The 25,621-nt window shown below is 52.7% G+C and carries 20 protein-coding genes, 1 tRNA gene and 1 pseudogene; 12 read left to right on the forward strand and 10 right to left on the reverse strand.

Annotated elements, in window-relative coordinates:
* Window positions 1-135 precede the first annotated feature (135 nt).
* The 6 genes from IQ268_RS04910 to IQ268_RS04935 all read left to right on the forward strand — a co-directional run bounded on the left by IQ268_RS04910 (window position 136) and on the right by IQ268_RS04935 (window position 8,217).
* Window positions 136-1,986: a hypothetical protein gene (locus tag IQ268_RS04910; protein ID WP_193876135.1), complete on the forward strand. Its 1,851-nt coding sequence runs from the start codon at window positions 136-138 to the stop codon at window positions 1,984-1,986.
* A gap of 132 nt (window positions 1,987-2,118) precedes the next feature.
* Window positions 2,119-2,412: a hypothetical protein gene (locus tag IQ268_RS04915; RefSeq protein ID WP_193876137.1), complete on the forward strand. Its 294-nt coding sequence runs from the start codon at window positions 2,119-2,121 to the stop codon at window positions 2,410-2,412.
* 79 nt (window positions 2,413-2,491) lie between these two features.
* On the forward strand, window positions 2,492-3,148 hold the full coding sequence (gene cobO, locus IQ268_RS04920) for a cob(I)yrinic acid a,c-diamide adenosyltransferase (protein ID WP_193876139.1): 657 nt from the start codon (window positions 2,492-2,494) through the stop codon (window positions 3,146-3,148).
* A gap of 69 nt (window positions 3,149-3,217) precedes the next feature.
* Window positions 3,218-3,964, forward strand: coding sequence for a pyridoxine 5'-phosphate synthase (locus IQ268_RS04925; protein ID WP_193876141.1), 747 nt, complete (start codon window positions 3,218-3,220; stop codon window positions 3,962-3,964).
* A gap of 95 nt (window positions 3,965-4,059) precedes the next feature.
* Window positions 4,060-6,825: an AAA family ATPase gene (locus IQ268_RS04930; RefSeq protein ID WP_193876143.1), complete on the forward strand. Its 2,766-nt coding sequence runs from the start codon at window positions 4,060-4,062 to the stop codon at window positions 6,823-6,825.
* 207 nt (window positions 6,826-7,032) lie between these two features.
* Window positions 7,033-8,217 (forward strand): alpha/beta hydrolase, encoded by a 1,185-nt coding sequence (locus tag IQ268_RS04935; protein WP_193876145.1) that lies wholly within the window; start codon window positions 7,033-7,035, stop codon window positions 8,215-8,217.
* 101 nt (window positions 8,218-8,318) lie between these two features.
* Here IQ268_RS04935 and IQ268_RS04940 read toward each other — a convergent pair whose 3' ends face one another.
* The 3 genes and pseudogenes from IQ268_RS04940 to IQ268_RS04950 all read right to left on the reverse strand — a co-directional run.
* On the reverse strand, window positions 8,319-8,789 hold the full coding sequence (locus IQ268_RS04940; protein WP_193876147.1) for a hypothetical protein: 471 nt from the start codon (window positions 8,787-8,789) through the stop codon (window positions 8,319-8,321).
* 56 nt (window positions 8,790-8,845) lie between these two features.
* Window positions 8,846-8,992 carry a hypothetical protein gene (locus tag IQ268_RS04945; protein ID WP_193876149.1) on the reverse strand — a complete coding sequence of 49 codons (147 nt, stop codon included), beginning with the start codon at window positions 8,990-8,992 and terminating at the stop codon, window positions 8,846-8,848.
* A 35-nt stretch (window positions 8,993-9,027) separates the two neighbouring features.
* Window positions 9,028-9,405 (reverse strand): annotated as a pseudogene (locus IQ268_RS04950) (response regulator transcription factor); the annotation flags it as partial.
* Window positions 9,406-9,776: 371 nt separating this feature from the next.
* On the opposite strand from IQ268_RS04950, the gene IQ268_RS04955 reads away from it, so the two are divergent.
* Window positions 9,777-10,874 (forward strand): hypothetical protein, encoded by a 1,098-nt coding sequence (locus IQ268_RS04955; protein WP_193876153.1) that lies wholly within the window; start codon window positions 9,777-9,779, stop codon window positions 10,872-10,874.
* A gap of 112 nt (window positions 10,875-10,986) precedes the next feature.
* Window positions 10,987-11,565, forward strand: coding sequence for a TIGR04376 family protein (locus IQ268_RS04960; protein WP_193876155.1), 579 nt, complete (start codon window positions 10,987-10,989; stop codon window positions 11,563-11,565).
* Window positions 11,566-11,595: 30 nt separating this feature from the next.
* On the opposite strand, the gene IQ268_RS04965 is transcribed toward IQ268_RS04960, so the two are convergent.
* Together IQ268_RS04965 and IQ268_RS04970 are read right to left on the reverse strand one after the other, a co-directional pair.
* Entirely contained in the window at window positions 11,596-11,946 is a 351-nt protein-coding gene (locus tag IQ268_RS04965; protein ID WP_193876157.1) for a hypothetical protein, read from the reverse strand.
* Between the two features lie 167 nt (window positions 11,947-12,113).
* A complete protein-coding gene (locus tag IQ268_RS04970) occupies window positions 12,114-13,283 on the reverse strand; it encodes a glycerophosphodiester phosphodiesterase (RefSeq protein WP_193876159.1) in 1,170 nt (389 codons plus the stop codon).
* 326 nt (window positions 13,284-13,609) lie between these two features.
* Here IQ268_RS04970 and ligA point away from each other — a divergent pair, with 326 nt between their 5' ends.
* From ligA to IQ268_RS04990, 4 genes are all read left to right on the forward strand, one after another.
* A complete protein-coding gene (gene ligA / locus IQ268_RS04975; RefSeq protein WP_193876161.1) occupies window positions 13,610-15,658 on the forward strand; it encodes an NAD-dependent DNA ligase LigA in 2,049 nt (682 codons plus the stop codon).
* 211 nt (window positions 15,659-15,869) lie between these two features.
* Complete coding sequence (locus IQ268_RS04980) at window positions 15,870-17,654, forward strand: alpha/beta hydrolase (protein ID WP_193876163.1); 1,785 nt, start codon at window positions 15,870-15,872, stop codon at window positions 17,652-17,654.
* Between the two features lie 314 nt (window positions 17,655-17,968).
* Entirely contained in the window at window positions 17,969-19,012 is a 1,044-nt protein-coding gene (locus IQ268_RS04985; protein ID WP_193876164.1) for a class I fructose-bisphosphate aldolase, read from the forward strand.
* Window positions 19,013-19,189: 177 nt separating this feature from the next.
* Window positions 19,190-19,402 carry a hypothetical protein gene (locus IQ268_RS04990; RefSeq protein WP_193876166.1) on the forward strand — a complete coding sequence of 71 codons (213 nt, stop codon included), beginning with the start codon at window positions 19,190-19,192 and terminating at the stop codon, window positions 19,400-19,402.
* Between the two features lie 118 nt (window positions 19,403-19,520).
* Here IQ268_RS04990 and nuoH read toward each other — a convergent pair whose 3' ends face one another.
* From nuoH to IQ268_RS05015, 5 genes are all read right to left on the reverse strand, one after another.
* Window positions 19,521-20,639 carry an NADH-quinone oxidoreductase subunit NuoH gene (gene nuoH, locus IQ268_RS04995; RefSeq protein ID WP_193876168.1) on the reverse strand — a complete coding sequence of 373 codons (1,119 nt, stop codon included), beginning with the start codon at window positions 20,637-20,639 and terminating at the stop codon, window positions 19,521-19,523.
* A gap of 196 nt (window positions 20,640-20,835) precedes the next feature.
* The gene (gene fba / locus IQ268_RS05000) at window positions 20,836-21,915 is read right to left on the reverse strand and encodes a class II fructose-bisphosphate aldolase (RefSeq protein WP_193876170.1); all 1,080 of its coding nucleotides are present in this window, start codon (window positions 21,913-21,915) and stop codon (window positions 20,836-20,838) included.
* 360 nt (window positions 21,916-22,275) lie between these two features.
* Window positions 22,276-22,347, reverse strand: a tRNA-Lys gene (locus tag IQ268_RS05005).
* A gap of 134 nt (window positions 22,348-22,481) precedes the next feature.
* Entirely contained in the window at window positions 22,482-23,351 is an 870-nt protein-coding gene (locus IQ268_RS05010) for an aldose epimerase (protein WP_193876172.1), read from the reverse strand.
* 98 nt (window positions 23,352-23,449) lie between these two features.
* On the reverse strand, window positions 23,450-25,573 hold the full coding sequence (locus IQ268_RS05015) for a CapA family protein (RefSeq protein WP_193876174.1): 2,124 nt from the start codon (window positions 25,571-25,573) through the stop codon (window positions 23,450-23,452).
* Window positions 25,574-25,621: the final 48 nt, after the last annotated feature.

The raw sequence follows: 25,621 nt of genomic DNA on the forward strand, positions 1-25,621 counted from the left end.
TAGATGTGGTCAGATGATGTAGTCAGATTAGTACAGGCAAATTAACTAACGTGCAACTGTAGGATTGATAACGACTGGTTCGATGCCCCTATTGTGCCAAATCTTCCCCCAACCGTCGGTCGGTGATCTAATCTTATGAAAACAGCTACGCGCCAGAATGAGCTACAGATTCTAGAGCAGCAGCTACAGCAAGCGCTACAGGCTCAACTACCTCACGTTCCGCTCTTAAAGCTGAGGTGTGCGTTAAAGCAGGGAGTGTTGCTGGTTCTGGTGCAGCATCGTCCGAAGGAGACGCTCAACGCTCAGCAAATTTTTTCGACACTGGCAGGCACAATTCAGCGGCTACAGCCTCAGGCTAACCTGGAGGCATCGCAGGATGCAGAGTTGCTTCCGGTGCGGCTGTATCTGCGGTTGACGGGGCAGCGCCATCCCTACGCGGTTCATCCCTTCATTTTGGAACCCAATCTTGTGTTGTTGGACGTGGAGGCGACGATCGATCGCGCCGCACCAGAGGCGATCGTCTCCCCTGCTGTGCAGCAGCCCTCCGACCCGGCAACCCCCAGCACCAGCGGCAACATTATTCTGGCCTCGGAATGGGCTAACACGGCTCACGACCTGGCTGAAGCCAACGATTTGCTTGACTTTGACCAGGGGTATGGAAGGCAAATTCCTATTTTGTCGCGTTTGCCGCTGCCGGTGGCGGTGCTGGCGATCGCCGTTGGGGTAGCGGCCTTTACCGGGTCTTTTTATGCAATGACTCGACCCTGTGTAATGGGTGCCTGCCCTCCACTGCAAACGGCTCAGCGGTTACAGCAAGACGCAGATCAAACGCTGCAAAACACGACCTCTGCCCAACAAGTCGTTGAAACGTACGACAATCTGGCTGAAGCCGCCTATCTGCTCGATACGATTCCACTGTGGTCGAAATACTACCAAACCGCGCAGAGCCTGTTGACCAGCTACGAAGCTCAGTCTCAAGTGTTGGGTCAGGTGGTGTCGGCGTTGGAGTTAGGAAACCAGGCAGCGTTGAGCAGCCAAAACCCTCCCCATCCCCTCTCCGATTGGGAAGATATTCAGCGGTTGTGGCGTAAGGCGATCGCCCGTTTGGAGCGTGTGCCGACCGATAGCCCGGTGTTTCCGCTGGCGCAACGCAAGCAGCAAGACTACACTGCTAACCTTGCTGCCATCAATCAGCGCATCCTGGTTGAGCAAAAAGCACAAGATAAGATGAACCTGGCGAAGTCAACCGCTGAAACAGCGGCGGCTCGCTCGAGTGCAGCCGTTTCGTTAGAGCAGTGGCAGGTTGCCGGTTCAACCTGGCAAGTGGCGATCAATTTGCTCAACGAAATTCCGAATGGGACGATGGCCTATGCAGAAGGGCAGCAGTTGTTGTCGATTTATCAGCCTAAGTTAGCCGCCGCCCGCGATCGCCAGCGCCGTGAAGACATTGCCGCTACTGCCTATAACCAGGCGCTGAACCTGGGAGACGAAGCCCGCCGCCTGGAGCAGCAGAACCAGTGGGGCGACGCAGTGACTCAATGGCGTAATGCGCTGGCTAATGCCCAGCAAGTACCCACTTCAACCTCTTACTATACGCTGGCTCAACCGCTGGTGAGTGCCTACAGTCGAGCGTTAACCGTTGCCCAGGAAACGTTGCAGCAGGTAGAGGCACGGCAAACCGCACAAACCAACTTAGCGCGAACCTGCGAAGGCACCCCTCGCGTCTGCACGTTTACGATGAGTCGAGACAAAATTCAGGTGCGGGTGACCAGCGATTATGACCAGGCTGTGAGAACGGCGATCGCCAATACCGAGCTAACAGGCGACTACAACACCCGAGCCGAGGTGACGAATCACGTCAACACGCTGTTGCGAGCGCTAGCCGCCATTAGCGAAAACACAGATATTCCGATTGAGTTATACAACTCCGACGGCTCGGTGTTTGGCACGTATGTTCCTAGCCTTTCTGGCTACGTTCCCCGCTAGGTCAAATCTGTTTGCGTGTGGTGCTGGATGTCTCGGCGCGGTTGTGATGCAGTTTAAACCGCTATCATGAACCTGTTAACCCTGCGCCGGACTTAGCCATCCAGCAGGATTCGCTTTTGGGGACAAGTAGCTGTGCTAAACTACTCTCCCTCAACAGACTTCAACCAGGCCGTTCCTGATGAGCAGCCTCAGTCCTTTTCCGATTGGCCTACCTTTAAACGGTTGCTGCAACGGCTTCATGCTGAGGGCATTTATATCCACTCCGATCAGCTTGCCGAGTTTTTGATTGTTCACGGGTTGCCGGTTGATTTGTGCCATGTACCCCACCACTTGCACGCTAAAGCAAGAGTCATTAACCAAAACTATCGGGGCGACATGGCGCAGCTAGCGGACGATGTTGACCAAGATGTAACGTTAGATTTTTGACGAACCGTAGCGATCGCCCCAGTTTTGCGCGATTCTGTATAGATGTTGCTGAATGTCGCCTTCTATGGAAACACACTCTATGCCCACGCCTGATGCCGAACAAACCGCAACAGCGCTACCAGATGAACAGTACCGCCGCAAAATGCAGCGGCGTAAGGAAGTGCAAGAGCAGCGGTTGGCAGAGCGCACCAATAAAAAAGGCTTGATTATTGTCAATACAGGCAACGGCAAAGGCAAAACGACTGCTGCGCTGGGCATGGTGATGCGATCGCTGGGGCATGGCTACCGCGTGGCGATTGTGCAGTTCATTAAAGGAGCCTGGGAACCCGCCGAAAAAGCGGTTTTAGACTACTGGACGGTTGCCACGGACGGGAATGCCCCGCAACTGGAATTTCACGCGATGGGTGAGGGCTTTACCTGGGAAACGCAGGATCGCGATCGCGACATTGCCGTTGCCCAAACTGCCTGGGAAAAAGCATTGAGCTTTATTGGTAACGCCGATTTTCGCACCGTGCTGCTAGATGAAGTGAACGTGGCGCTAAAGTTGGGCTACCTGCAAGTCGAACAGGTGTTGGCCGGACTCGACCAGAAACCCGACGATTCGCACATCATCTTGACGGGACGCGGTGCCCCCCAGGCGTTGATCGATCGCGCCGATCTGGTCACAGAAATGACCCTGATCAAGCACCCGTTTCGAGAGCAAGGCGTGAAGGCGCAACCGGGCATTGAATATTGAGCCGAAAGAGCCATTCATCGTATTGTGTACTTTAGTAACAGGACGTGAATCGCTAGCATCAAGACTCTAATGACCCACCTCAGCGTCAATCTCAACCGTGTCGCCTTATTGAGAAACTCGCGCAACATCGGTATCCCAAGCGTAACCAGAGCCGCCAAAATTGTTCTCGATGCCGGAGCCTACGGCGTGACTGTGCATCCCCGTCCGGATCAGCGGCATATTCGACCCGGTGATGTGGATGAGCTGGCTGCCTTATTAGCCAGTGAGTATCCCCAGGCGGAGTACAACATTGAGGGCAACCCGTTTGAATCGCCGTTTATGGATATTGTTTGCCGGGTGAAGCCAACCCAGTGTACGCTGGTGCCCGATTCTCCCGATGCTTTGACGTCGGATCACGGTTGGAATTTAGAGCAAGACAGCGATCGCCTCATTCCCATCATTGAGCAGCTTCAGGCCAGTGGCATTCGCGTCAGCTTGTTTATGGATGCCGATCCGGCTGCAATGGCAGCGGCGCAAAAAATCGGAGCCGATCGCGTTGAACTCTACACAGAGCCATATGCTGCTGCCTTTCGGGCGGGAACGGTTGACTCCATCTTGCCTCAGTATGCCGAAGCGGCCAGGGCGGCTCAAGTCGTTGGGTTAGGGGTTAATGCAGGGCATGACTTGAACCTGGAAAACCTGAGTCGGTTCTGCACTATTCCTCATGTTTTAGAAGTCTCGATCGGCCATGCCCTTATGGCAGAAGCGTTAGAAATGGGCTTGTTTCATACGATCAAAGCCTACCTGGAGATTTTGTCTCACGGCCAGCCCGCCTGACGATTCTGGGTTGCAATCGAGCGGAGCGATCGGCTTAAATGGTGCAACTGTTCTACTCTAGATAGAATGACGGCTGGAAACTAAAGGCGAGCGGCATGGAAATCCTCTCGGTTACGCTTAAGAACTTTAAATCTCATAGCGATCGCCACTTCCAGTTCCAACCCGGAACCAATGCCATCTGTGGCGAAAATGGTGCAGGTAAAACCAGCATTTTAGAGGCGATCGCCTGGACGCTGTTTAATTACCGGGGGGCTTACAAAATTGAAGACCTGATTCGCAACGGCGCGGGTAGCGCTCAGGCCACTATTGCCTTTATTTCTAGCCGGGACGGGCGCACCTACGAAATTCAGCGGTGTACTACAAAGGGCTACACCGTTTATGACCCCCAGCTTGGCTCAAAGCTCGACTATAAGCATATCGAAGACGAGATCATGCCGTGGTTGCGGCAGCAGATGGGCGTACCCATTGGCACCGATTTGGGCAAACTGTTTGCTAACACCATTGGAGTGCCGCAAGGCACCTTTACCGCTGACTTTTTGCAACCGCCTGAAAATCGCAAAAAGATTTTTGATACGGTGCTTAAAGTCGAGGAATACCGCCAAACTACTCAGCAAATGCTGTCGCTGGAGAAGTATGGCAAGGTGGAAGTAGATAAGCTGGAGTGCACGATCGCTCAATACGACGAAAGGCTGCAAGACTGGGAACCGCTCCAGCAACGGCGGCAGCAACTGAGGCAGGACATTGCCACCGCCGAATCGTCTCTACAGCAGCTTCGGGCAGAACTGGCTACCTTACAAACCGAAAAGGAGCGGTTAGCAGGACAAACGCAACACGTCCAACGGCTAGAGGCACAGCGGCAGCAGTTAGAGGCACAGATCGCCGGACAGCAACAGGCGACCGTGCTGTTGCAGCAAAGCGTGACGCGATCGCAGCAAGCGGTGCAAACCTGTACCGTCAACCGCGAACACTATCAGGCGGTGCTACAAGCCGAGGCCACCCTGGAGCAGCTAGAGCAGCAGATGAGGCAACGGCAAGCTTTGCTCCAACAGCGAGAAACGCACCAAATTCGCCTGGCCGAACGCCAAACCGAGCTAACAAAACTCTCGCTTCAGCTAGAGTCGATCGCCAACGCGCAAGCCGAGATCGAGCGGTTCCAACCTACCGTGATGCAGCAAGGTGAACTAGAACAGCAGCAAGCCAGCCTTGCCGAGCAGTTGCAGCAGATTCAAGCGCTGAAGCTAGAGCAGAAAACCTTACTCAAACAGCAATCGACCGTACAGGCGCACCTGGCTCAGCTCGATCGCGAGATTCAGCGGGTGCAAGCCCTGGCTGCCAGCGTTGACCAGATGGCAGAACTGGAGCAAAAACGCGATCGCCTCCAGGAACAGCTCAGCCGGGTAGAAGCGGCTCGCCAGTTTGAAGCAGAACTGCGGCAGTTGGTTACCGAGGGCGAAGAAAAGCGCGATCGCCATCAAGACAAGGCAGAATCGGCGATTGATATTCTGCGGGATATGCAGAAAGAAGTGCCGCTGCTGGCGGCGGATTCTGTATCGTCGGCACTGTTTGCAATTCAGGCTGGCGTTGACCTGAACACAGAACTGCTGAATGCACTCTGGCAAATTCTGGCCGATTTATCTGAGCAAATTTCTGCCCCTAAACTCAAGCAACAGCTCCACCAACTCAAGCTTCAGCTAGAAACTACCTATCAACATCGAGCAGAATTTGCCACCCTGGATGCTAAAACAGCGCACTATACCCAGCTAAAAGATGACCTGGAGCCATTGCAAACTCGGCTCAGCCATTTGCAATCACAGCTTGCAGCCGAGCCAGCATTACAACAGCAATGGATGCAGGTGGCTGAGACATTAAAGCAGTTGGGCAACCCCAGAGGTCGCTGTCAGCTTTTAGCACAGGAACTTCAGCAGCACTCGCGGCTTCAGGCTGCCCATACTCAACTTCAACAGGCGCAGACTGCCATTCAGCAAGATATTGCCGACTGCGATCGCCAGTTGGAGCCATTTGCCGCGCTAGAGAGTCAAATCGCCGAACAGCAGCGGGTTCGGCAAACGCATCAGCCTGGTTATCTGGTGTATTTGCAGCATCAAAACGATGCCAATCAGTTAGCAACAGTAGAAGCCGAGTTACAAGCGGCGATCGCCCAACTACAAACGGTGGAAGCGAAACGAGCGGAGGTGCAAGCGCAGTATGAGGCGTTACTGCAAACCTACGACCCTGACCAATGGCAGCAGGTTGAAACGGCGTACAACCAAACTCGTAGCCGCGCCGACCAACTTGCTGGAGGTTTACCCCAACAGCAAACGCTGTTAACCGAACTGGACAACCGCTCAACGGTCTTGCAGGACATCGCAGATAAACGCGATCGCGCCCAACTTGAATTAAAACAAAAGGAGAAAGTGCGGCGGTTTATCACCTTTGCCCGCAAGGTTTATAAGGAAGCGGGGCCACGAGTTACAGAACGGTATGTGCAAAGCATTTCCCGTGAAGCCGATCGGATCTTTCGCGAACTGCTCAACCGTCCCAACGTTGCCCTGGAGTGGAGCAAGGATTACGAGATTCTGGTGCAAGATGGTGCCCATCCTCGGCGGTTCATTAACCTATCTGGAGGCGAACAGATGTGTGCGGCTCTTGCCGTCAGGCTGGCGCTGTTGCGGGTGCTGGCTGATATTGACATTGCCTTTTTCGATGAGCCAACAACCAATATGGACAAGCCCCGCAGAGCGAGCTTAGCGGAGGCGATCGCCAACATTAAAACGTTCCGGCAACTGTTTGTTATCAGTCACGATGACACCTTTGAACAAGTGACAGAAAATGTCATTCTGGTGGAACGAGATGCTAGCTAAGCCTGAACAGTGTTCCGCTACAGGAGATGAGTAGGTGGGATGTAACCTATCAATTAGCGTTTCGCCCTCCTATCGTTGAAATGACCTGGAGCCAAGGGGCTAACGGCTAAAGCATGATTGACGTGCAGTCGTACCATCGTGTCGTAGGGTATTGCATCCTTTTAACTGACCTAGCAGAGTGGAATTTGCCCTGTGCAACGTATTTCTATGATGACTTCACCAGACCCCACTATCACTCCTACCGCCGACCAAATTGCACAAGCAAAACAGGCGATCGACACCTATGTCCAGCGCATCGTTTCTCACCCTGAGCGTCGAGAGGGAGCCTACCCCTATTACCTGTTTCATGCCGCAGGCGAACCGATTCGGGGAACCGTGCTGCTCTTTCACGGGTTTAGCGCAAAACCCCACCAAACCTGGCGACTCGCTGATTACCTGTTTCGGAATGGGTTCAATGTTTATCAGGCCACGCTGGCCGGTCATGCGTTGGCATCCCCCGATAAAAACTGGCCTCAAGTTGATTTGATTCCAGAAATTGCCGTTCCGTTGAAACAAAAAGTCCAAGAAGACCCAGTGTTGCAGGTCTATTTTAGTAACCTGGCTGCCCATCCAGAAGGCTTTGCCAGACCCGGACACGGACAACGATTGGCTTTAATGGCTCGTTTGGTTGCGATCGAGCCTCGCTTATTAGACATTGCCCTGGCCATTCAGCAGCCCAACGATCCTGAATTCGATCGCTACTTTACGTCGTCTCATCTGGAGTATTTAACCGATGCGATCGATCGGCTCAATGAACTAGAGTCAATCCCTGGCCCCGTTTTCACGGTAGGGCTATCGGTCGGTGGCGCGGTTGCCATTGGTTTAGCCGCAGCAAAACCAGAGCGGATTCAGCGGGTCGTTGCCTATGCACCGCTACTCAGGGTTTATGGGGAAGAGCGCCGTCAATATGTCAACCTGGCAGGCCCGCTGGATATTAACGAACTGGGATGGGACCCCGATTTACGCTTTCCGGTAGGTGCCCTCACTGCCGCCGATCGCTTTGGCAGTAGCTTTGTGCTTGATCCTAAAAACTTAGCCACGCTCAGGGATATTCCCACCTTCCTGGTGCTGACGCAAAACGAAGATGCTGCCGATATTCAAACCAACCAACAATTTCTTAAAAAGATTGGTGGGTATGAACAGGGGCATCGATCGTTCATGTACCTGGCCGAAGATATGGTGCCTCACCCGATGGTTGATCCAACCGAGGTTAGCCAGGGGATGAGTAACCGCTTTTGGCAAAGTCTATATCAAGAAACCCTGCGGTTTCTCACCACAGGGAATGTTGATGTGATTAATATGAGTAACCTCGATCAATCCTCTGATTTGCCCCAGGTATCGCCTTTAAGCTGATCTGAGGCACATGTAGGCGAGGGCATTGTACTGCAACGCCCCCTCAAGTATTGGATGGTATGAAATTCGAGAACTCCGGCGTGGTTGCGCTCCCTTCATCCTCAGGATTTCTTCCCCTTTTTCGCCTTTTTCTTGCCATTTTTGGCTGCTTTCTTGATGGTGCCTTTGGTGGTGTCTACTGCCCCTTCCAACACGGCAGTTGCAGATTGGCGTGCGTTGTTGGTATTTCCCTGAAACGCTTTAATCGCTTTTTTGACGGCAGGGCGAATATCGCCAGCCGTTCCCTTAACTGCGTCAACGGCATCTTGAGCCGAGAGATTGTTGTCAGCGATCGCATCTTTAACGGCATTTGCTGCATCTACTACAGACTCGCGCACCTGCTCAGCCGTTTCGCTGTCCTTGGCCTTTTGAGATAGGCGACTGATGGTTGCTTGAGCAACTTCAGCCACAACAGCACCCGCGATCGCTGCGCCAATCTCGCTGGCTCTACTGCCCAGAACCGACATATTTTGGTCGTTGCGATCGTTTTTCTTCTTCGATTTTTTCTTTTTGGCCTTTTTCTTGGAACCCATTACTATCTATCCTCTTATTTCGTCTACCTGTGCTAGCCACTTTAGGTGTGCAGCCATTAGCGCCAGAGGACGTTGCACATCTCAGCCAGTGGAGCATCCTTGAGCCAATCATGGTAGCTGGTTTCGGGAAGATGTAATTCTGCTACAAGGAACATATTTTGTTTAACCGTTTGCACGTCTCTGGATGGAGGGGCGCGCAACATTTACGGGCGCTCCGGCAAATGTGCTGCTAACGGTGGAGCAGAGCCTCTACTTGTGCCACCAGTTCATCTGGCTCGAATGGTTTGACCATATAAACGTCTGCACCCACTTTAAGCCCATCAATCCGATCCTTGCTTTGCCCCTTCGCAGACAAAAATAACACCGGAATTCCCTGCGTCTCAGGATCTTCTCGAACTTTGCCAACAAAGGTGTAACCGTTCATTTCTGGCATCATGACGTCGCAGATAATCAGGTCAGGCTTTTCTCGGAGAACCGCTTCAATTCCCTGCACGCCGTTTTCTGCTGTGATGACTTCATAGCCCTTGTACTCAAGATAGTCCTTGGTCAGCATCACCAAATTAAAATCATCATCAATCAGCAATAGTTTGTAACGTGAGGTTTCGTTCTCTTCCATGTTGCTTAGTTTTTGAAAGTCTAAATACGTAGAACGTGTGTACTAAGTACTCTGTTTGCCGTCCTTATCTGACGCAAAAATAGGTTTGGTAGTTAAGTTTTAGCAGTTAATTTAATTGACAACGAGTACAGATTGCCACCTATGCTGTTAAATTTTAGTCATTCAGTCAAGCAAGATGAATTTAAACTGGGAAAACTATTCCTGAATGGTTCTGAATAGCTTGCAACACCTCGCTAAGGCTGAGGCTGCTTGGGTGCTCCTATAACGTGATGCGGTTGCTGTTCAACGCCCGCCACTACTTTTCATTCTGGGCGAGATGCTTTAAAGACACCGCTCGATTTGTAATGCGATCGCGACTCAGTCAGTAAATTATGTCTCAGAATTCCAGCACTCACCAACCTGTTTTAGATGTACCCGAGTTAGATATACCCGAGTTGGATGTATCCGAGTTAGATGCATCACATTATGAGGATGCACCATCCTCTAACTTTGAGCATGCCCGTTTCCAGGTAAACGCAGATTCTCAAGATGCCTCGGTCGAAGCCTATGCCAATCATTTGATGGACGAGCTGTTCGAAGAGGTTGATCACGTTCTCGATCGAGGTGGAAAGCTGCCCTCTGAGCCGCTCGAACCAGAGTATGTGTCGTTACAGCCGATCGCAGTCCCGGAAATAGCATTGCCGCCCGTACTGGCTCAGCGGCCAGCAGCAGTAGACACCGTAGACAGTACCGAACTGGCCGAGATCAACGCTGAAGCGGTAGAAGTGGCTGAACGGCGGCGGGGCGCTAACACGTCTTTTGATGGGCTGTTGCTTGCGGCGGCTTGCGCCTCATTGATAGCCACTGGAGTGGTTTGGTTTGCTCTGCAAAACCGTCTGCAACAGGCTGCCGACCCGTCTGATGCGCCAGTGGCAACCCAACCTGACCCCGCTACCGCCGACCAAACTTTTGCAACGTACGTGCAGCGATCGCTCGACCGCATTGAGCGAGATACCGTTGCCAGCCGCCAATCTCCTGGCTCAACCAGCAGCACCCCAGCCGCCAATGGTGCAGCTCCTACCCCAGCTTCCAACTCTACGGTGGCCGCTGCGCCCCCTACAGTGCTAGAGCGCGTGTACATTCCGGTTTACCAGCCGCCTCAGCTCTTTAACCAGCTTCCTGGCGGCACAGCGCCAGCGGCTCCGCCTGTTAATGCCCCAGCCGCGTCGGTTCCGGCTCCGGCGGCATCTCCGCAAAATATCGCGGCAGCACCCAATGCGGCTCCGTCTCCTTCGCATGTGTTGATTGGCGTGCTTGAATTGGGCGATCGCTCGGCGGCTTTGTTTGAAGTCAACGGCACTCCCCAGCGCGTTTACATTGGCGAAGGCATTGGGTCGAGCGGCTGGACGTTAGTATCGATCGCTAATCAAGAAGCGATCGTTCGGCGTAACGGTGAAGTGCGATCGATCTACGTTGGGCAATTGTTCTAGTCGAATGGTTCCAGCAGACCTGTTGGAACTATGAATGTGATGGCGATAGCGCTGGCAGCGATCGTCCCTTGCTACTATCTAAGAGGGCGTACCTCAGAAGGACTTTCCCCTAATGGGCTTGTTTGAAGACCTCAGCCGTTTTTTGGAAATGCGGTTAGAGGAATTTTTGCGAAATAACCCGCATCTGGAGCTACAGGCTCTAGAAGAGAACCTGCGGCAGCAAGAAGGAGAAACGACACGGCTGCTAGGAGACTTGCAGCGACGAGAGAAACAGCTAGAAGAGGAGATTTTGTCAACGGCTCAGGAAATTCAGCGCTGGCACATTCGCATTGAAAAAGCAAAGTCGGTGAATCGGTTGGATCTGGTCAAACCGGCTGAAGAACGCGAAGCGGCACTGTTGAGCCAGGGCAACCAGCTTTGGGGACAGATGCAGGTGTTAAACGATCGAATCAAGCAAACGATCGCTCTGCACCAGCAAATCCAGACCCGCCGCCAGGAAGTGAAAGTGAAGGTGGCAGAGGCAGAAGCCGCTCGCGCCAGTCAAAAAGGCGAACAGCAGTGGCAAACCAGCGGCTGGAACCAGGGCTATCGGTTTGGGTCGTCTAACCCTGCCGACCCGCTAGAAGCCACCTTTAGGCAATGGGAAACAGAGGAAGAACTGGAACAGTTGAAGCGCAATATGGGGCGGTAGTTGCGTCACCGCTGGCGGCGGTTCCAGGGGTTATGGACGTGGTGTGTTCGGTTTCTGAATGGTGAAGGAAATCGAGCGGTTTTGCTGCGACGGATTGAAGGCAGCGGAGGCGGAATCAGCCGCTTGAGAGGGATGAGCCGCCGTTGCGGGTGCTGTTGACGGCGCGTTGGGTGCAATTGAGGGTTGGGTCAGACGGGTGTACATCTGCCACGGCAAACCTGCCTGTTTGTCGTAGTTAGAAGCGATCGCCAACCCGGCTCCGGCCAGCATTAGCACCGGAAGCGGCAGATGAAAATGACTCATCCAACCCGTATTGGTGATCCACTGATACAGCTCTGCGATCGCAAACAGCAGCAGAAAACACGTCAACCAAACCTTCATCCTTAACCCCTGCGAACACAACGTCAGTTGAATGCCAGGATACCCGATGTGGACAATTTTGCAACCCGTTACAGTGACCTGTGCAGAGACGCAATGACTACGCCCCTGCACAACCTAGGTTCATCTCAAGCTTGATTTGATCTGGCTTGATTTGATCTGGTAGTGACCTACTGCGGTTGGTGGGCAGATGGGGTTGATGAGCCAGCCTGGGTGAGGCGATCGCGTGCTGCTACCGCTGTTGCAGGAAAATCTGAAAAAACGCCGTCTACTCCAAGGTTGTAAAACTGTTCGTATTCGGTGAATGGGTTGCCGTCATAATCCACAGTGAGATAGCGTTCCTCGTTGCGGAAGGTATAGGGATGTACCACTAATCCGGCGGCGTGTGCGTCTGCAATCACTGGCAGCACTTCACCTGTGAGCCGTTCTGTCACTTCTGGCTGCCCGTCGCCATTGGCATCAATGGGCGGCTCGATGGGTTCCGTCAACACAAACGATCGCTTCCAGGGGCCAATTCCATCAGCGTAGGTTGAGACAAAATTGCTCAAACTGTCGCGGCTGATTAAGTCGCCATAGGTGCGGCGATCGCCACTCACCACAAAGTCATAGGGCTGAAGATGAAACTCGTCAAAGAGCTGCACCAGCGGCAAGTCGATACCTGCGGCGGCCATCAACCGGGGCAATTCCTCTCTGAGATTAGTCACTTCAAACGACTGAATGTACACCCGATCTGGGTTGGTGAACTCGGTTGCAACCAGTGTCTCGATCAGCTTTTCTTCGAGTGATAGCCCCAAGTCATCAGAATAGGTAGGATGTTTGGTTTCGGGATAAATGCCAACCCTTACCCCCGTTTCAGCTTCCACTTGCTTGACCAAATTAATAATTTCTTCCAGGGTTGGAATGGCATAATCATCGTTAAAGGACTGGTCGCGAAATGGTTGGGATTGCTTGGCTCGCAGTTCTTTAATTTCGGCCAGGGTGAAATCGTCGGCAAAGAAACCCTCTTGCTCGGCACCATCTACAGATTTAGTGGTGCGGCGATCGGCAAATTTGGCAATGTCGGCAACGTTGGTAGTGTCGATCAGGTTGGGTTCATGGCGAGCGATTAGCACTCCGTCTTTGGTGGACACCAAATCTGGCTCAATAAAATCAGCCCCCTGTTCGATCGCCAACTGATAAGCCGCCAGCGTATGTTCCGGACGCGAGCCGCTGGCTCCTCGGTGCCCAATGACCAGTGGAGGTTCTCCATTTAAGGTTGAATAGGCAGTCATTTCAGCCTCGGCAGGCGATAACACCAATAGCCCTGCGGCTAACCAGCCTAACTTTACACCACGAACCATGATGCTCCTCACTCGCGTTGCATTTTGTTTTTGTTGTTCGTGGAGTATAAAAAACGGACATTAAGCAGAGGTGCCGTTCGCATTAACGGTAGATTAGAAATCAGTTAAGGCTATCTCTGCCGCCTGGAGAAACTGGCCTGGAGGCCATTCACCCACTCCTTCTGCGATCGATGAGCAGGCAAAATGAGCAGGCGATCGCTCCCCATCTCAAGCGTTAAACTATTTGAGCGTCTTGGTTGATATGGCTGGCTCTCGTTTCGGTGGCAGCCATCCAGCGCTCTAACTAAAATGCGAAGTCTAGCGATCGAAACGTGCAGGAGAGGCGTGTGGAACAGGCAGTTCTTGAGGTGCAACAAAGAGTTGCCGAGTTGCGGCAACTGCTCCAGCGAGCCAGTTATGCGTATTACGTCTTAGACAATCCCGATATGCCGGATGCGGTCTATGACCAGCTTTATCGAGAATTGCAAGATTTGGAGGCTCAGTATCCCCAGCTAATTACGCCCGATAGCCCCACGCAACGCGTTGGCGAACGACCCGCCACCCAATTTACCTCAGTCCGGCATAACGTACCGCTGTACAGCTTAGAGAATGCCTTCAACCTGGCGGAATTTGCCAGTTGGCAAGACCGCTGGCGGCGAGTTGCTCCGGGCGTTTCGGAGTTTGAGTATGTTTGCGAACTCAAAATTGATGGTAACGCGCTGGCGCTCACCTACGAGAACGGGGTGCTAACGCGCGGCGCAACCCGGGGTGACGGTGTAATGGGTGAAGACATTACTCCAAACGTGCGAACTATTCGCGCTATCCCGCTACGGCTGAATCTTGACCATCCACCGCCGCGAGTTGAAATTCGGGGGGAAGCCTTTCTGCCGCTGGAGGTGTTTCAATACATCAACCAGGAACGCGAGCAGGCGGGCGATGCTCTGTTTGCCAATCCTCGCAACGCCGCTGCCGGAACGCTGCGACAGCTTGATTCTCGTATTGTTGCCAGACGACGGCTCGATTTTTTTGCCTATACGCTGCATGTTCCCAACACCGAAGGCAGTGATGCGACCCCACCGTTACAGCTAGAGACGCAGTGGAATGCGTTGGAGACATTGCAGTCGATGGGGTTTCGAGTTAACCCAATGCGGCAGTTATGCCGATCGCTCTTTGAAGTCGAAGAGTATTACAACCGTTGGGCAACCGAACGGCTAGAACTGCCTTACCTCACCGATGGCGTTGTTGTAAAGCTCAACTCGCTGGCGCTTCAGGAGCAGCTAGGCTTTACCCAAAAATTTCCCCGCTGGGCGATCGCCCTTAAATATCCAGCAGAAGAAGCGCCAACCGTGGTTGAAAATATCAGCGTCAACGTTGGCCGAACGGGAGCCGTGACCCCAACGGCCGATCTGCGCCCGGTACAGTTAGCCGGGACAACCGTATCGCGTGCCACGCTGCACAATGGCGATCGCATTGCTGAACTGGATATCCGCATTGGCGATACCGTGATCGTTCGCAAAGCAGGAGAAATTATTCCAGAGGTGGTGCGGGTGCTGCCAGACCTGCGGCCAGCCAATACTACCCCCTATCAACTGCCCACCCACTGCCCGGAGTGCGAACAGCCCCTGGTGCGTCCAGAGGGTGAAGCTGTAACCCGCTGCATCAACACGTCCTGTCCAGCTATTTTGCGCCGCTCGATTTTGCACTGGGTGGGGCGAGACGCAATGGATATCAACGGCCTGGGTGAAAAATGGGTGCAACAGTTTACCGATCGCGGCCTGGTTCATACCGTTGCTGACCTGTATGAACTCACCCCCGAGCAACTGATGACCGTGGATCGGATGGGCAAAAAGTCGGCACAGAACTTAGTAGAGGCGATCGAGCAATCTCAGGGGCAGCCGTGGGCTAGAGTGCTATATGGCTTAGGAATTCGCCATGTGGGCAGCGTCAACGCGCAACTGCTGGCTGACCAGTTTTCCACCGTCGAAACGCTGGCTCAAGCGCAACCAGACGACATTGCCCAGGTGAACGGCATTGGAGCAGAAATCGCTCAGTCGGTGTATCAGTGGTTTCAAGTTCCTGCCAACCAACGATTAATTGAACGATTACGAGCCGCCGGAGTGCAGCTTGCTGGCGAAAGTAAGGCAAACCAGCCTCAGGGTAATCAACCGCTGGCGGGTAAAACCTTTGTGCTAACGGGAACGCTGCCTACCCTGAAGCGAGATGAGGCGAAAGCCATGATTGAGCAAGCTGGCGGCAAAGTAACGGGTTCCGTCAGTAAAAAAACAAACTATGTGGTTGTGGGCGCAGAAGCCGGATCTAAATTAGAAAAAGCTGAAGAACTAGGAATCACCCTGTTGTCGGAAGCGGATTTTCTCGAATTAATTGCATCCTCGTAAGGGTATGCCAGGGTTATTGCATTTCTGTACTGTCCTGACTGTGGCAGGCCAGGTTGCTATTGCGCCTTGTCTCGATGCCTTAGCTTCTACTACGATGCTGCGATCGATTCTGACGCTTGATTAGAACTACGCTATTCGAGCGATTATCACATCCGGTATCAGGCTTTAACTTGATATAGACCTTTCAGTAATTTTGCGATCGCACTCCCCTATGAACCGTTCTGCCTCTGTTGATGTAGTCAATTGTGAATCGGTTGGGTTGTCTCAGGCGCTTCGTACCATCAACCGCTTACCCCGTTGGTTGGCATCGGGACTAGGGCTTTGGCTCGTCCCTACTCTTGCGTCTCCAGGACTGGCGGCGGAGCGAATTATCATCTCCTATGGTCCCCTTCAGCGCTCGATTCCGATCGAATACATCGAAACCTATGCTCAAGAGGGCAGAATTGAAGGCGGCCTTAGAACGTATACCCGCTATTTTGATGACGCGCAGTTGGTGCAGTTGCGTGATATTCTCACCAACTCGATTGATCTGGATGTGGTGGCTGTGTCGCAGTTCCTCTACACCGAACAGGGCGAAACATTGCTGCAACGGTTGGGTGAAGTGATTCGCACTGAATCTAATTTGTCGGGCTTCTATGCTATTCGTGCGGCATTAATTCTGGCTGCTGCCGAGCCGGAAGGGTTAACGCCACTAAATGTCTTGAAACAGTTTCCGCTAGAGGGGATTCGGATTGATCTGGCGCGAGCGCTACAAGACTTGAGCAGTTTGGAAACGCTGATTGGGCAAACCCAGGAAGCGGTGGCAGCGATCGCCCAACAGTCCGAGGTGGAAGCCTCAGAGTCGATCGCGGAGCTTGCCCTCCTGCCCGACCTGGAAGACCCTGGCCCCTTTGCTTTTCGCACCGAAACGATGCAGTTGGTGGATGGCCGTCGCAATCGCTCGTTTCCGGCTGATATCTATCTGCCCATTCAAAATAGTGCGGCGGCATCAACCACTCCGGTGATTGTTATTTCCCACGGGCTTGGTTCCGATCGCAGCACCTTTGCCTATTTTGCTCGCCATCTGGCATCGTACGGGTTTGCGGTTGCCGTGCCAGAGCATCCCGGCAGTAATGCCCAGCAGCTCCAGTCGCTCGTTTCCGGTCGTGCCAACCAGGTCACGGCACCCGACGAGTTTATCAACCGCCCGTTAGACATCACCTATTTGCTCGATCAGCTTGAACGCTTTGCCCGCGAAAATCCATCCCAGTTTGGGCAACTCAATCTCCAGCAGGTTGGCGTGATGGGGCAGTCGTTTGGTGGGTACACGGCACTCGCTTTAGCCGGAGGCGGAATCAACTTTACTCAGCTCAGTACCGATTGTCCTCCCATCGACTCGTTTAACCTGTCGCTGTTACTGCAATGCCGTGCAACGGAGCTGCCCCAACCGACGGTTGACTTGAAAGACGATCGCGTTAAGGCGATCGTTGCTGTTAACCCAATTGGCAGCAGTATCTTGGGCGAAGCCGATTTTCAGGCGATCGACATTCCCGTCATGCTGGTGACCAGCACTGCCGATACCGTTTCTCCTGCCCTGCCAGAACAAATTCGTCCATTTACCTGGCTCAACAGTTCAGACAAATACTTGCTGATGCTGGAAGGGGGCACTCATTTTTCAACCATCGATGTGCCTAACCCTGAGTCTGAAATTGTTGCTATTCCGCCCCAGGTGATTGGCCCTGACCCTGCCCTTGCCCGTAGCTATTTGAACGTGTTGGGGTTGGCTTTCTTTGCAACCTATACCCAAAACCGACCCGAATATCGTGCTTATTTGAATGCGGGCTACGTTAGAAGCATTAGTCGAGCAACGTTACCGCTTAATCTGATTCGTTCTCTGACCCCAGCCCAACTGGCGCAAGCGCTGCAAGAGGAGCTACCGCCCACGCCAGACCAGGCACCCGCTGCACCAGGAGAGACTCCCGACCTGCAAACCGAAGCCGATCTGTCTCAGTTTTAAGCTGGCCTCAGGGTTTATTTCTGTCTCTAGTTAGGTTCAGGCGGGAACACCATCTAATAACCTGATGACGGTCACAAGACTTCTGTTCTGCTGTGTTTGGGGCTGAAGTTGGGGCAACTGCTGTTTCAACAGCTTCAATAAATTCATCAACGGATGTCATCCAGTTCACCACACAAATAGGGTTCAGTCTCTAGACTGAAAGTATCAGGCTCTCTGGAGCCAACGCTGCTAATCCATACGGAATGGATATCGACTTACACAACAAGCGTTATAGCAGTGAAGTTTAGTAAACACCGCAAAAGGAGGCGTAAGGAATGTACGCACAAGAGCTTGCAGCCACTGCACGAGCAATGATGGCTAGAGGTAAAGGGCTTTTAGCGGCTGATGAAAGCAATGGCACTTGCAACAAGCGATTTGAGCAGGTAGGAATTCCAACGACGGAAGAAATGCGCCGCGCCTATCGGGATATGTTGCTCACCACTCCCGGTATTAACGAGTGTTTGAGCGGGGTCATCTTGTTTGATGAAACGATTCGACAAACGACCAAAAGCGGCGTACCGTTTGCGAACCATCTGATGCAGATCGGCATCATTCCTGGTATTAAGCTCGATAAAGGAGCAAAGCCGCTAGCGGGGCACCCCAACGAAACGGTTACAGAAGGATTGGACGGGTTACGCGATCGCATCGCCGAATACTATCAGATGGGCGCACGGTTTGCGAAATGGCGGGCAGTGTATACCATTGATGGCGATCGATTGCCCTCTCGTAGCTGTATCGAAACCAACGCTCACGCACTGGCACGTTATGCCGCTCTCTGCCAGGAAGGCGGGCTGGTTCCCATTGTTGAGCCAGAGGTTTTGATCAATGGCAATCACACTCTAGAGCGCAGCTACGACGTGCATCGAGACGTGCTGAAAGTAGTATTTGATCAGCTCTTCGTTCAGGATGTTGACTTTGACAAGATGATTTTGAAGCCCAGCATGGTGGTTTCAGGACTAGAATGCCCTCAGCAAGCCAGTGTCGAAGACGTTGCTAGAGCAACGGTGAAGTGCCTCAAGGAATGTGTTCCGTCTGCGGTTCCGGGTTGTGCGTTTCTGTCGGGTGGTCAAAGTGCCGAACGGGCGACGGCACATCTCAACGCCATGAATGCCATCTTCAAAGACGAGTTGCCCTGGACGCTAACCTTTTCCTATGCGCGGGCGTTACAGCAACCCGCTATGGAGGCATGGAAGGGGAACGATGCGAATGTTTCATCTGCCCAACAGTTGTTCCACATTCGTGCCAAGCTCAACAGCGCAGCTAGCCAGGGGCAGTATACGCCCGAGATGGAAACAGAGATGAAGGCGGTTACGGTCTAGGAACCTGAGATACCTGAGATACCTGAGATACCTGAGATAAACGATGAGAGAAGAGGCGAAACAGACTGTTTCGCCTCTTCTCTCTGCTCTTCCTGTTGACCTAAAATTGAAACGTTGCGCGATCGCCCCCCTGCCCAAGTCGCCTAACTTTCACCCGCTGTTACCCTCAAATCATCAATGGGATACCTGTTGTTTCTAGCGCTTGGATTAGGAATTGTTTGGTTTGGCTGGCAGACTAAGGAGGAAGTGCTGCGTCTGGCCGCTGCTATCTCCGGCGCAATTTTCCTCATCTGGGGATTTGCTATTACCCCTTTGCCGTTTCAGCTATTGGTTGAGGTGCTGGCCGTGATCGCGGTTTTTTCGGTTTGCGTTCGCTGTTTGAGAACCTAATAGTCTGGGAACATCGTACCGTCTGAGCATTTATGTCCGCGTATCTGAGGGTGAATGGCTCCAGGGCAAGGGAGGAGAGCGATCGCCCTCTCAGCCACCAATTAACCAAACCGACACGTTACCCGCCAAACACGCCAGGAAAGGACAGTTTCAGTGCTGCTGTCAGCAAAAGATTAACCAGCGAAATCGGCAGCAAAAACTTCCAGCCCAAGTCGAGTAATTGGTCAATGCGTACTCTTGGTACGGTCCAGCGCAGCAAAACCGCCAGAAAAATCAGCAAATATGCCTTGAATAGCGTCATCACAATACCCAGCGTTGCCGCCACAATTTGCAGCCAGGGTGTTGTTTCACTCAGCCCCAACCAGGCCGCTATCCACTCAACTGGAATGGGGAATCCCCAGCCGCCCAAATACAGCACTGCAACCAGCAAGCTAGACAAAACCAGGTTCACATACGACCCGCCATAAAACAGCATGAAACGAACGCCGCCATATTCGGTTTGATATCCGGCAACCAGTTCTTCTTCTGCTTCGGGCAAGTCAAACGGCAACCGTTCTGCTTCGGCCAACGCTGCTATCCAAAAAATAATGAACCCAATCGGCTGTCGCCACAGGTTCCAGCTCAAAATGCCGTAGCTGTTTTGCTGTTCAACAATGTCGATCGTACTCAGGCTATTCGACATCATCACCACCGCTAATACTGCTAAGGCTAGCGGCACTTCGTAGCTAATGGACTGTGCCGCCGCTCGCAGCCCACCCAACAAAGAATATTTGTTGTTGGAGGAATAGCCAGACATCAGCAGCCCAATTGGCACAATGCTGGAGAGTGAAATCCATAGGAAGACACCCACACCAATATCTGAAATGATTAGATTTTGACCGAAGGGCACAATCAAGTAAGACAAAAATACTGGAACAAACAGCAGTAACGGGCCAATGCTAAACAGCAACGGGTCGGTTTGGTTGGGAATGGTGGATTCTTTAACCAGCAGTTTAAGTACGTCTGCTACGGGAACCAGCATCCCAACGGGACCCATGTACTCCGGACCAACTCGCTGCTGGGCGGCGGCGGATACCTTGCGCTCTAACCAGGTTGAAACTAATGCCCACAGGGTTGCCATGATAATGATAAGCACCATAGGCAAGGGCATCCAAACCACTTTGGCGACTCCGTAGGGCAACCCTAAATTGGTTAGCGCATCAACAAAGCTACCTTGAAGATCGATTCCGGTGTTCATACTGGGGAATCCTCCGGCTGAACGGGAGTTATTCTCTTCACCTACAGCGATCAATATAGTGAAACCTGCCAGGGGTAGGCTCAATTTTTAGGTAATTTTTAAATGACACTTGCAAAAACGCATAAAAAAGCATCCAGGAAGGTACTTTCCTGGATGCTTGATTACTCAGTCAAAGTGGTTCGAGAACGGCTAAAGGTTAGACGTTAACAGTCTTCTTGGTAACGGCCGATAGCTCGCCCTTCGCGTATTTAGCGGCAAACTCATCCACCGAGACTTGCTTGATCTTGCTAGCATTGCCAGCGGTGCCGAACTGCTGATAGCGATCGCTACAAACTTTCTGCATGTACTTGATAGAAGGCTTCAGGAAATGACGGGGGTCAAACTCCTTGGCATCTTTAGCCAGCGCTTCCCGCACGGCAGCCGTGATCGCCAGACGGTTATCGGTGTCAATGTTGACCTTACGAACACCGCTCTTGATGCCTTTCTGAATTTCTTCAACGGGTACACCGTAGGTTTCAGGAATAGCACCACCGTACTGGTTAATTAATGCCAGCAGATCTTCTGGAACAGAAGATGAACCATGCATGACCAGGTGGGTGTTGGGCAGACGACGGTGAATTTCTTCAATCCGGCTAATGGCCAGGATCTCACCAGTCGGCTTGCGGGTGAACTTGTAAGCACCGTGGCTGGTGCCGATCGCCACTGCCAACGCGTCAACCTGAGTCTTCTCAACGAAGTCAACCGCCTGGTCGGGGTCGGTCAGCAGTTGAGACTGGTCGAGTTTGCCCTCAAACCCATGACCGTCTTCGGCTTCGCCCATGCCGGTTTCTAGTGAACCGAGGCAGCCCAACTCGCCCTCAACGCTAGCGCCGATCGCGTGAGCGACCTTTACCACTTCGCTAGTCACAGCAACGTTGTATTCGTAGCTAGCAGGAGACTTGGCATCTGCCTCCAAGGAACCGTCCATCATGACGCTAGTAAAGCCATTCTTGATAGCCGAGTAGCAGGTTGCAGGCTCATTGCCATGATCCTGGTGCATCACAATGGGAATGTGTGGATAGGTTTCCACCGCAGCCAAAATCAAATGACGGAGGAAGTTTTCGCCAGCGTACTTGCGAGCACCACGAGACGCCTGCAAAATCACAGGGCTGTCGGTTTCATGAGCAGCCTGCATGATTGCCTGAATCTGCTCCATGTTGTTAACGTTGAAGGCAGGAATGCCGTAACCATTCTCAGCCGCGTGATCGAGCAGCAGCCGCATTGGTACAAGCGCCATAAATTTTCCTCCTAATGGATACTGTCAGCGATTTTGAAATAACAAACTGAATGCTTACGACAATCTTAAGATACTTTCCGCAGTATCGCGAATGTATCTCACAGATCGCTTAATTCTAAACATCCAACCGGATCACTTTAACAGTCAGTATAAATCTTTCTGAGCATTTATGCTCATCAAAGTCAGTGAAGCTGGAACCGTTCAGCGTCCGGTTTGGGAAATAGGCGGGACGTTTGCAATGGTTCAGAGCAGGGGTTAGAGCCGGGTTGCTCTGCGACCCGTGCGGATGCGATCGCCCCGCACCGACAGGCCATTGGTCCAGTGCCACTGCACCATTACCGCTTGTCTTACCTGAAAAAATGGGTCGCCTGGGATTCGAACCCAGAACTATTCGGTTAAAAGCCGAGTACTCTACCGTTGAGTTAGCGACCCAAAAACATTTGGGAAATTCACCTTTACAAAGGTATCACATCTTTTGACGTTGTAGCAGCGAACCTCAAAGAATCTTTTGACCTGGATCGTTGTTTGCAGGCGCTGCTTGTTGCGCTGCCGTGGTGTAACGGTAGCTAGAGCAAGGCCGCCTTAATCCGCACGATCGCTTCTAAACTTTCCCCTGGGTTGAGGTAGGTCAAGTCTTCTGCTGTATTGAGCGCATTACGCGGTGCGCTCCACGGTTCCAGACAGTAATAGTCTTTGCCCTTAACGGCCCAAAATACAAGGGTTGAGTAGATTGGGTCATACTCTAGCTGGAGTTGAAGCTGGCGATCGCTGTCTGTGACGCAGGCGTATTGGCGAGAGAGTGGCTTCAGCGCTACATCAATTTCATCCAGGTCAAAATCAAACCCACCTAGAAACGGGTGGCTGGTTTGGTTGATTTGGTTCGTATATTGATTGGCTGGAATATCAAACTGCAACTGCGACTTGTTGCTTACCTCAAAATAGGGGTGTAGCCCCGTAGAAAAGGGCATTGGGTCGGCTGAATGGTTGTTGTACCGCTGCTGAATTTCGAGGGTGTTGCCTTGTAGTCGGTAGGTATAAATCAACTGAAAGTCGAACGGGTAAACAGCACGAGTTTGATCGTTACTGCTAAGCGTTAGCGTAATGGCGACTGCTTCCTGGGTGATGCGATCGGTCACTGTCCAGGGCAAATCTCGGGCAAAGCCGTGCTGCTTTAAGGTGTAAGTCTTGCCGTTGTGGCTGTAGGTATTGTCTGGCAAGTTACCGCAGATGGGAAACAAGACGGGGATTCCTCCCCGTACTGATAGTTCGGGATTGGCAAATCTTGCTTCATCTAAATACAGGATGTCCTTGCCTTGCACCTGCCAGCGGGTGATGATGCCTCCCCGCTCTGGTACTACTTCCAGCCGGGTTTGAGCCAACTGGTCAGAAAGAATGTAGGTTTTGTATTGCTGCTGTTTAAGGGCGATCGCAAACACAGGTGCTCTCTCCGTTTACCGCACTGCTTCTACCAATCTAGTCTGGCATTGCACCGAAAAGCGAACATCACCTCGATTTAAATCGAATCCTCATGGTTTTAATAGGCTTCAGTGAATTCGTCTGAGACAGGTTCTTCCCATGCGGTGGGGTCAGACTCTTCCAGGTAGTAGTCATCTGCATACTCGTCCGTTGCATATTCGTCCGTTGCATACTCGTCCGTTACATATTCGTCCGTTACATATTCGTCCGTTGCATACTCGTCCGTTACATACTCGTCCGTTACATACTCGTCCGTATCAGGCGATTCCCAGCTATCCCCCTCACTCCACTCATCGTCTAAAGGAGCAGCATCAACACCAGCCTCTACTGAGGTTGTATCCGCACCAGATGAAGCCGTAGAGCGTCCTGGCGGTGATGATGGAGACTGTCGCTCCTCAGCACCCGATGGAGCCGGGGTAACCCTCTTGTCCTCCGGTTGACTGATTGCGGCGGGTGTGCCGGATGTCGTCGCATCGGATGGGAACGAAATAAATGAATCGGTCGCCCCTTCGGGAGAGGAATGCTTTAGCACGGGCGCAATCTTGGCATCTAAAACCAGGGGAGACTGCATGGGCTGTTCAAAGCGAGCCGAGGCCGCTTCGATCCGCTTTAAGATCGCTGCCCCGTCGTCGCCACTGGTCACCGTTGGCTTCGACTGCCGCACCTGAACGGGTAAAAACTCCAGACGCATCTGGCGATCGCGAATCGCTACCTTTAGTGCCGCTGTGTCATAGTCACTGCTGGAAGCGCTGCTGTCGGTGAAAATAAAGTCACCCAGGGAGTAAGCAATGACCCGATCTTTATAAATTTCTGCGCCTTGCAGCACATCCGGATGGTGGCCGACCACCAAATCAGCTCCCTGATCAATGGCATGGTGCGCCAGCTCAACCTGCCATTCGGCTGGATACTCTTGCAGATCCTGATTCCAGCGAACGTTTACAACTACCCAATCGACCTGCCCACGAATGGCACGAATGTCTTCTTCCAGTTGGATGTAAGAGCCAAAATTAATCCCTGCTAAATCGGTGCGGGCGGGCTGCAAATCAGACCCGGAGTATCCCAGGTAAGCAATTCGCTGCCCCTTAACATCCAGAATTTCGGGACGACGCGCCTGTTGCTGATCCCGCCCGGCACCCACAGCACGAACCCCGGCTTGCTCTAGCGCGTGTCGAGTTTGCATTAAAGCAACATTGCTGTCTTGCACCAGTTTCGTACTGGCCAGGTTAACGACATCCACTCCATTGGCTCGAAGCGCCTGAGCCGTTAATGATTGGGTAGAGTCCGTTGCCGAGGACACAGACAGAGGGGCGATCGGCTTAGCCAGATTAGCCATTGCTACATCGGCCTGCTGATACACCTCCATACCTGAAGCGGACGATCGCGGCAACCATCGTCTGTTGGCGGCGGCTGGCTCTAAGGCCGTGTCGCTACTGAACAACAGCGTCACGGTTGGATCGTGAGGATCGAGCACCGCTTGTTGAGCAACGGGCACTTTATCAACCGCCGTCTGCACTTCATTGGGTTGCAGTGCCGATGGCATTGCGGTCAACGCTGCCGTATTGCGGGTAGGAGCATTCAACTGGGTGCTGGCGATCGGAGCCGGAGCATAGGTCAGCGCTTCAAAGCTACATCCAATCACAAACGCGGCGGCGGCGGAACCACCCAGCGCCACCGCATGAGATCGCTTCACCTGCTTTGCATAGTGTGTCAGGCGATTGACTGAGTCGGTTGCCCATTGCACTGATTCAGTTGCTATCTCGGTTGCCCGCTCCATTGAGACGGGTTGCAGGGTCAGGGGGCGTTGAGGTGGCTGTGAACCCATTGCCGACGAGTAAATCTGCCTTCCGTCCGGAGTCGCTATCAGGCGCACTGAATGATCCCAGAGAATGTCAGACGAACCAATAAACTTGGTAATGACTCGTACTCCTTCGATCAGCCCGGAGTTTAGCTTACAGAGGCGATGACAAATAAAGCGCAGCAGGCGATCGCGATCGGGTCGGCGGTCAAATTCGGCTAACACCAGCAGATATCCTGGTCGGTCTGCACCCACGCGAACGTAGATTTCCTGGGGGGCAAGATAAACATTCAGCCAATAGGCGATTGCCCGAAAATCTCCAGATTTCGCTAGTTCAACCACCGACGATTGACAGATCTCATCAACAGTTCCATTGTGATCAGACATCACAGCCACTCCTCAAACTCCGCCTACACTACACCTGCAAAATCCAAC

Origin of the sequence: Oculatella sp. LEGE 06141, from assembly GCF_015207605.1 — a bacterium.
Taxonomy (GTDB): Bacteria; Cyanobacteriota; Cyanobacteriia; order Elainellales; family Elainellaceae; genus Oculatella.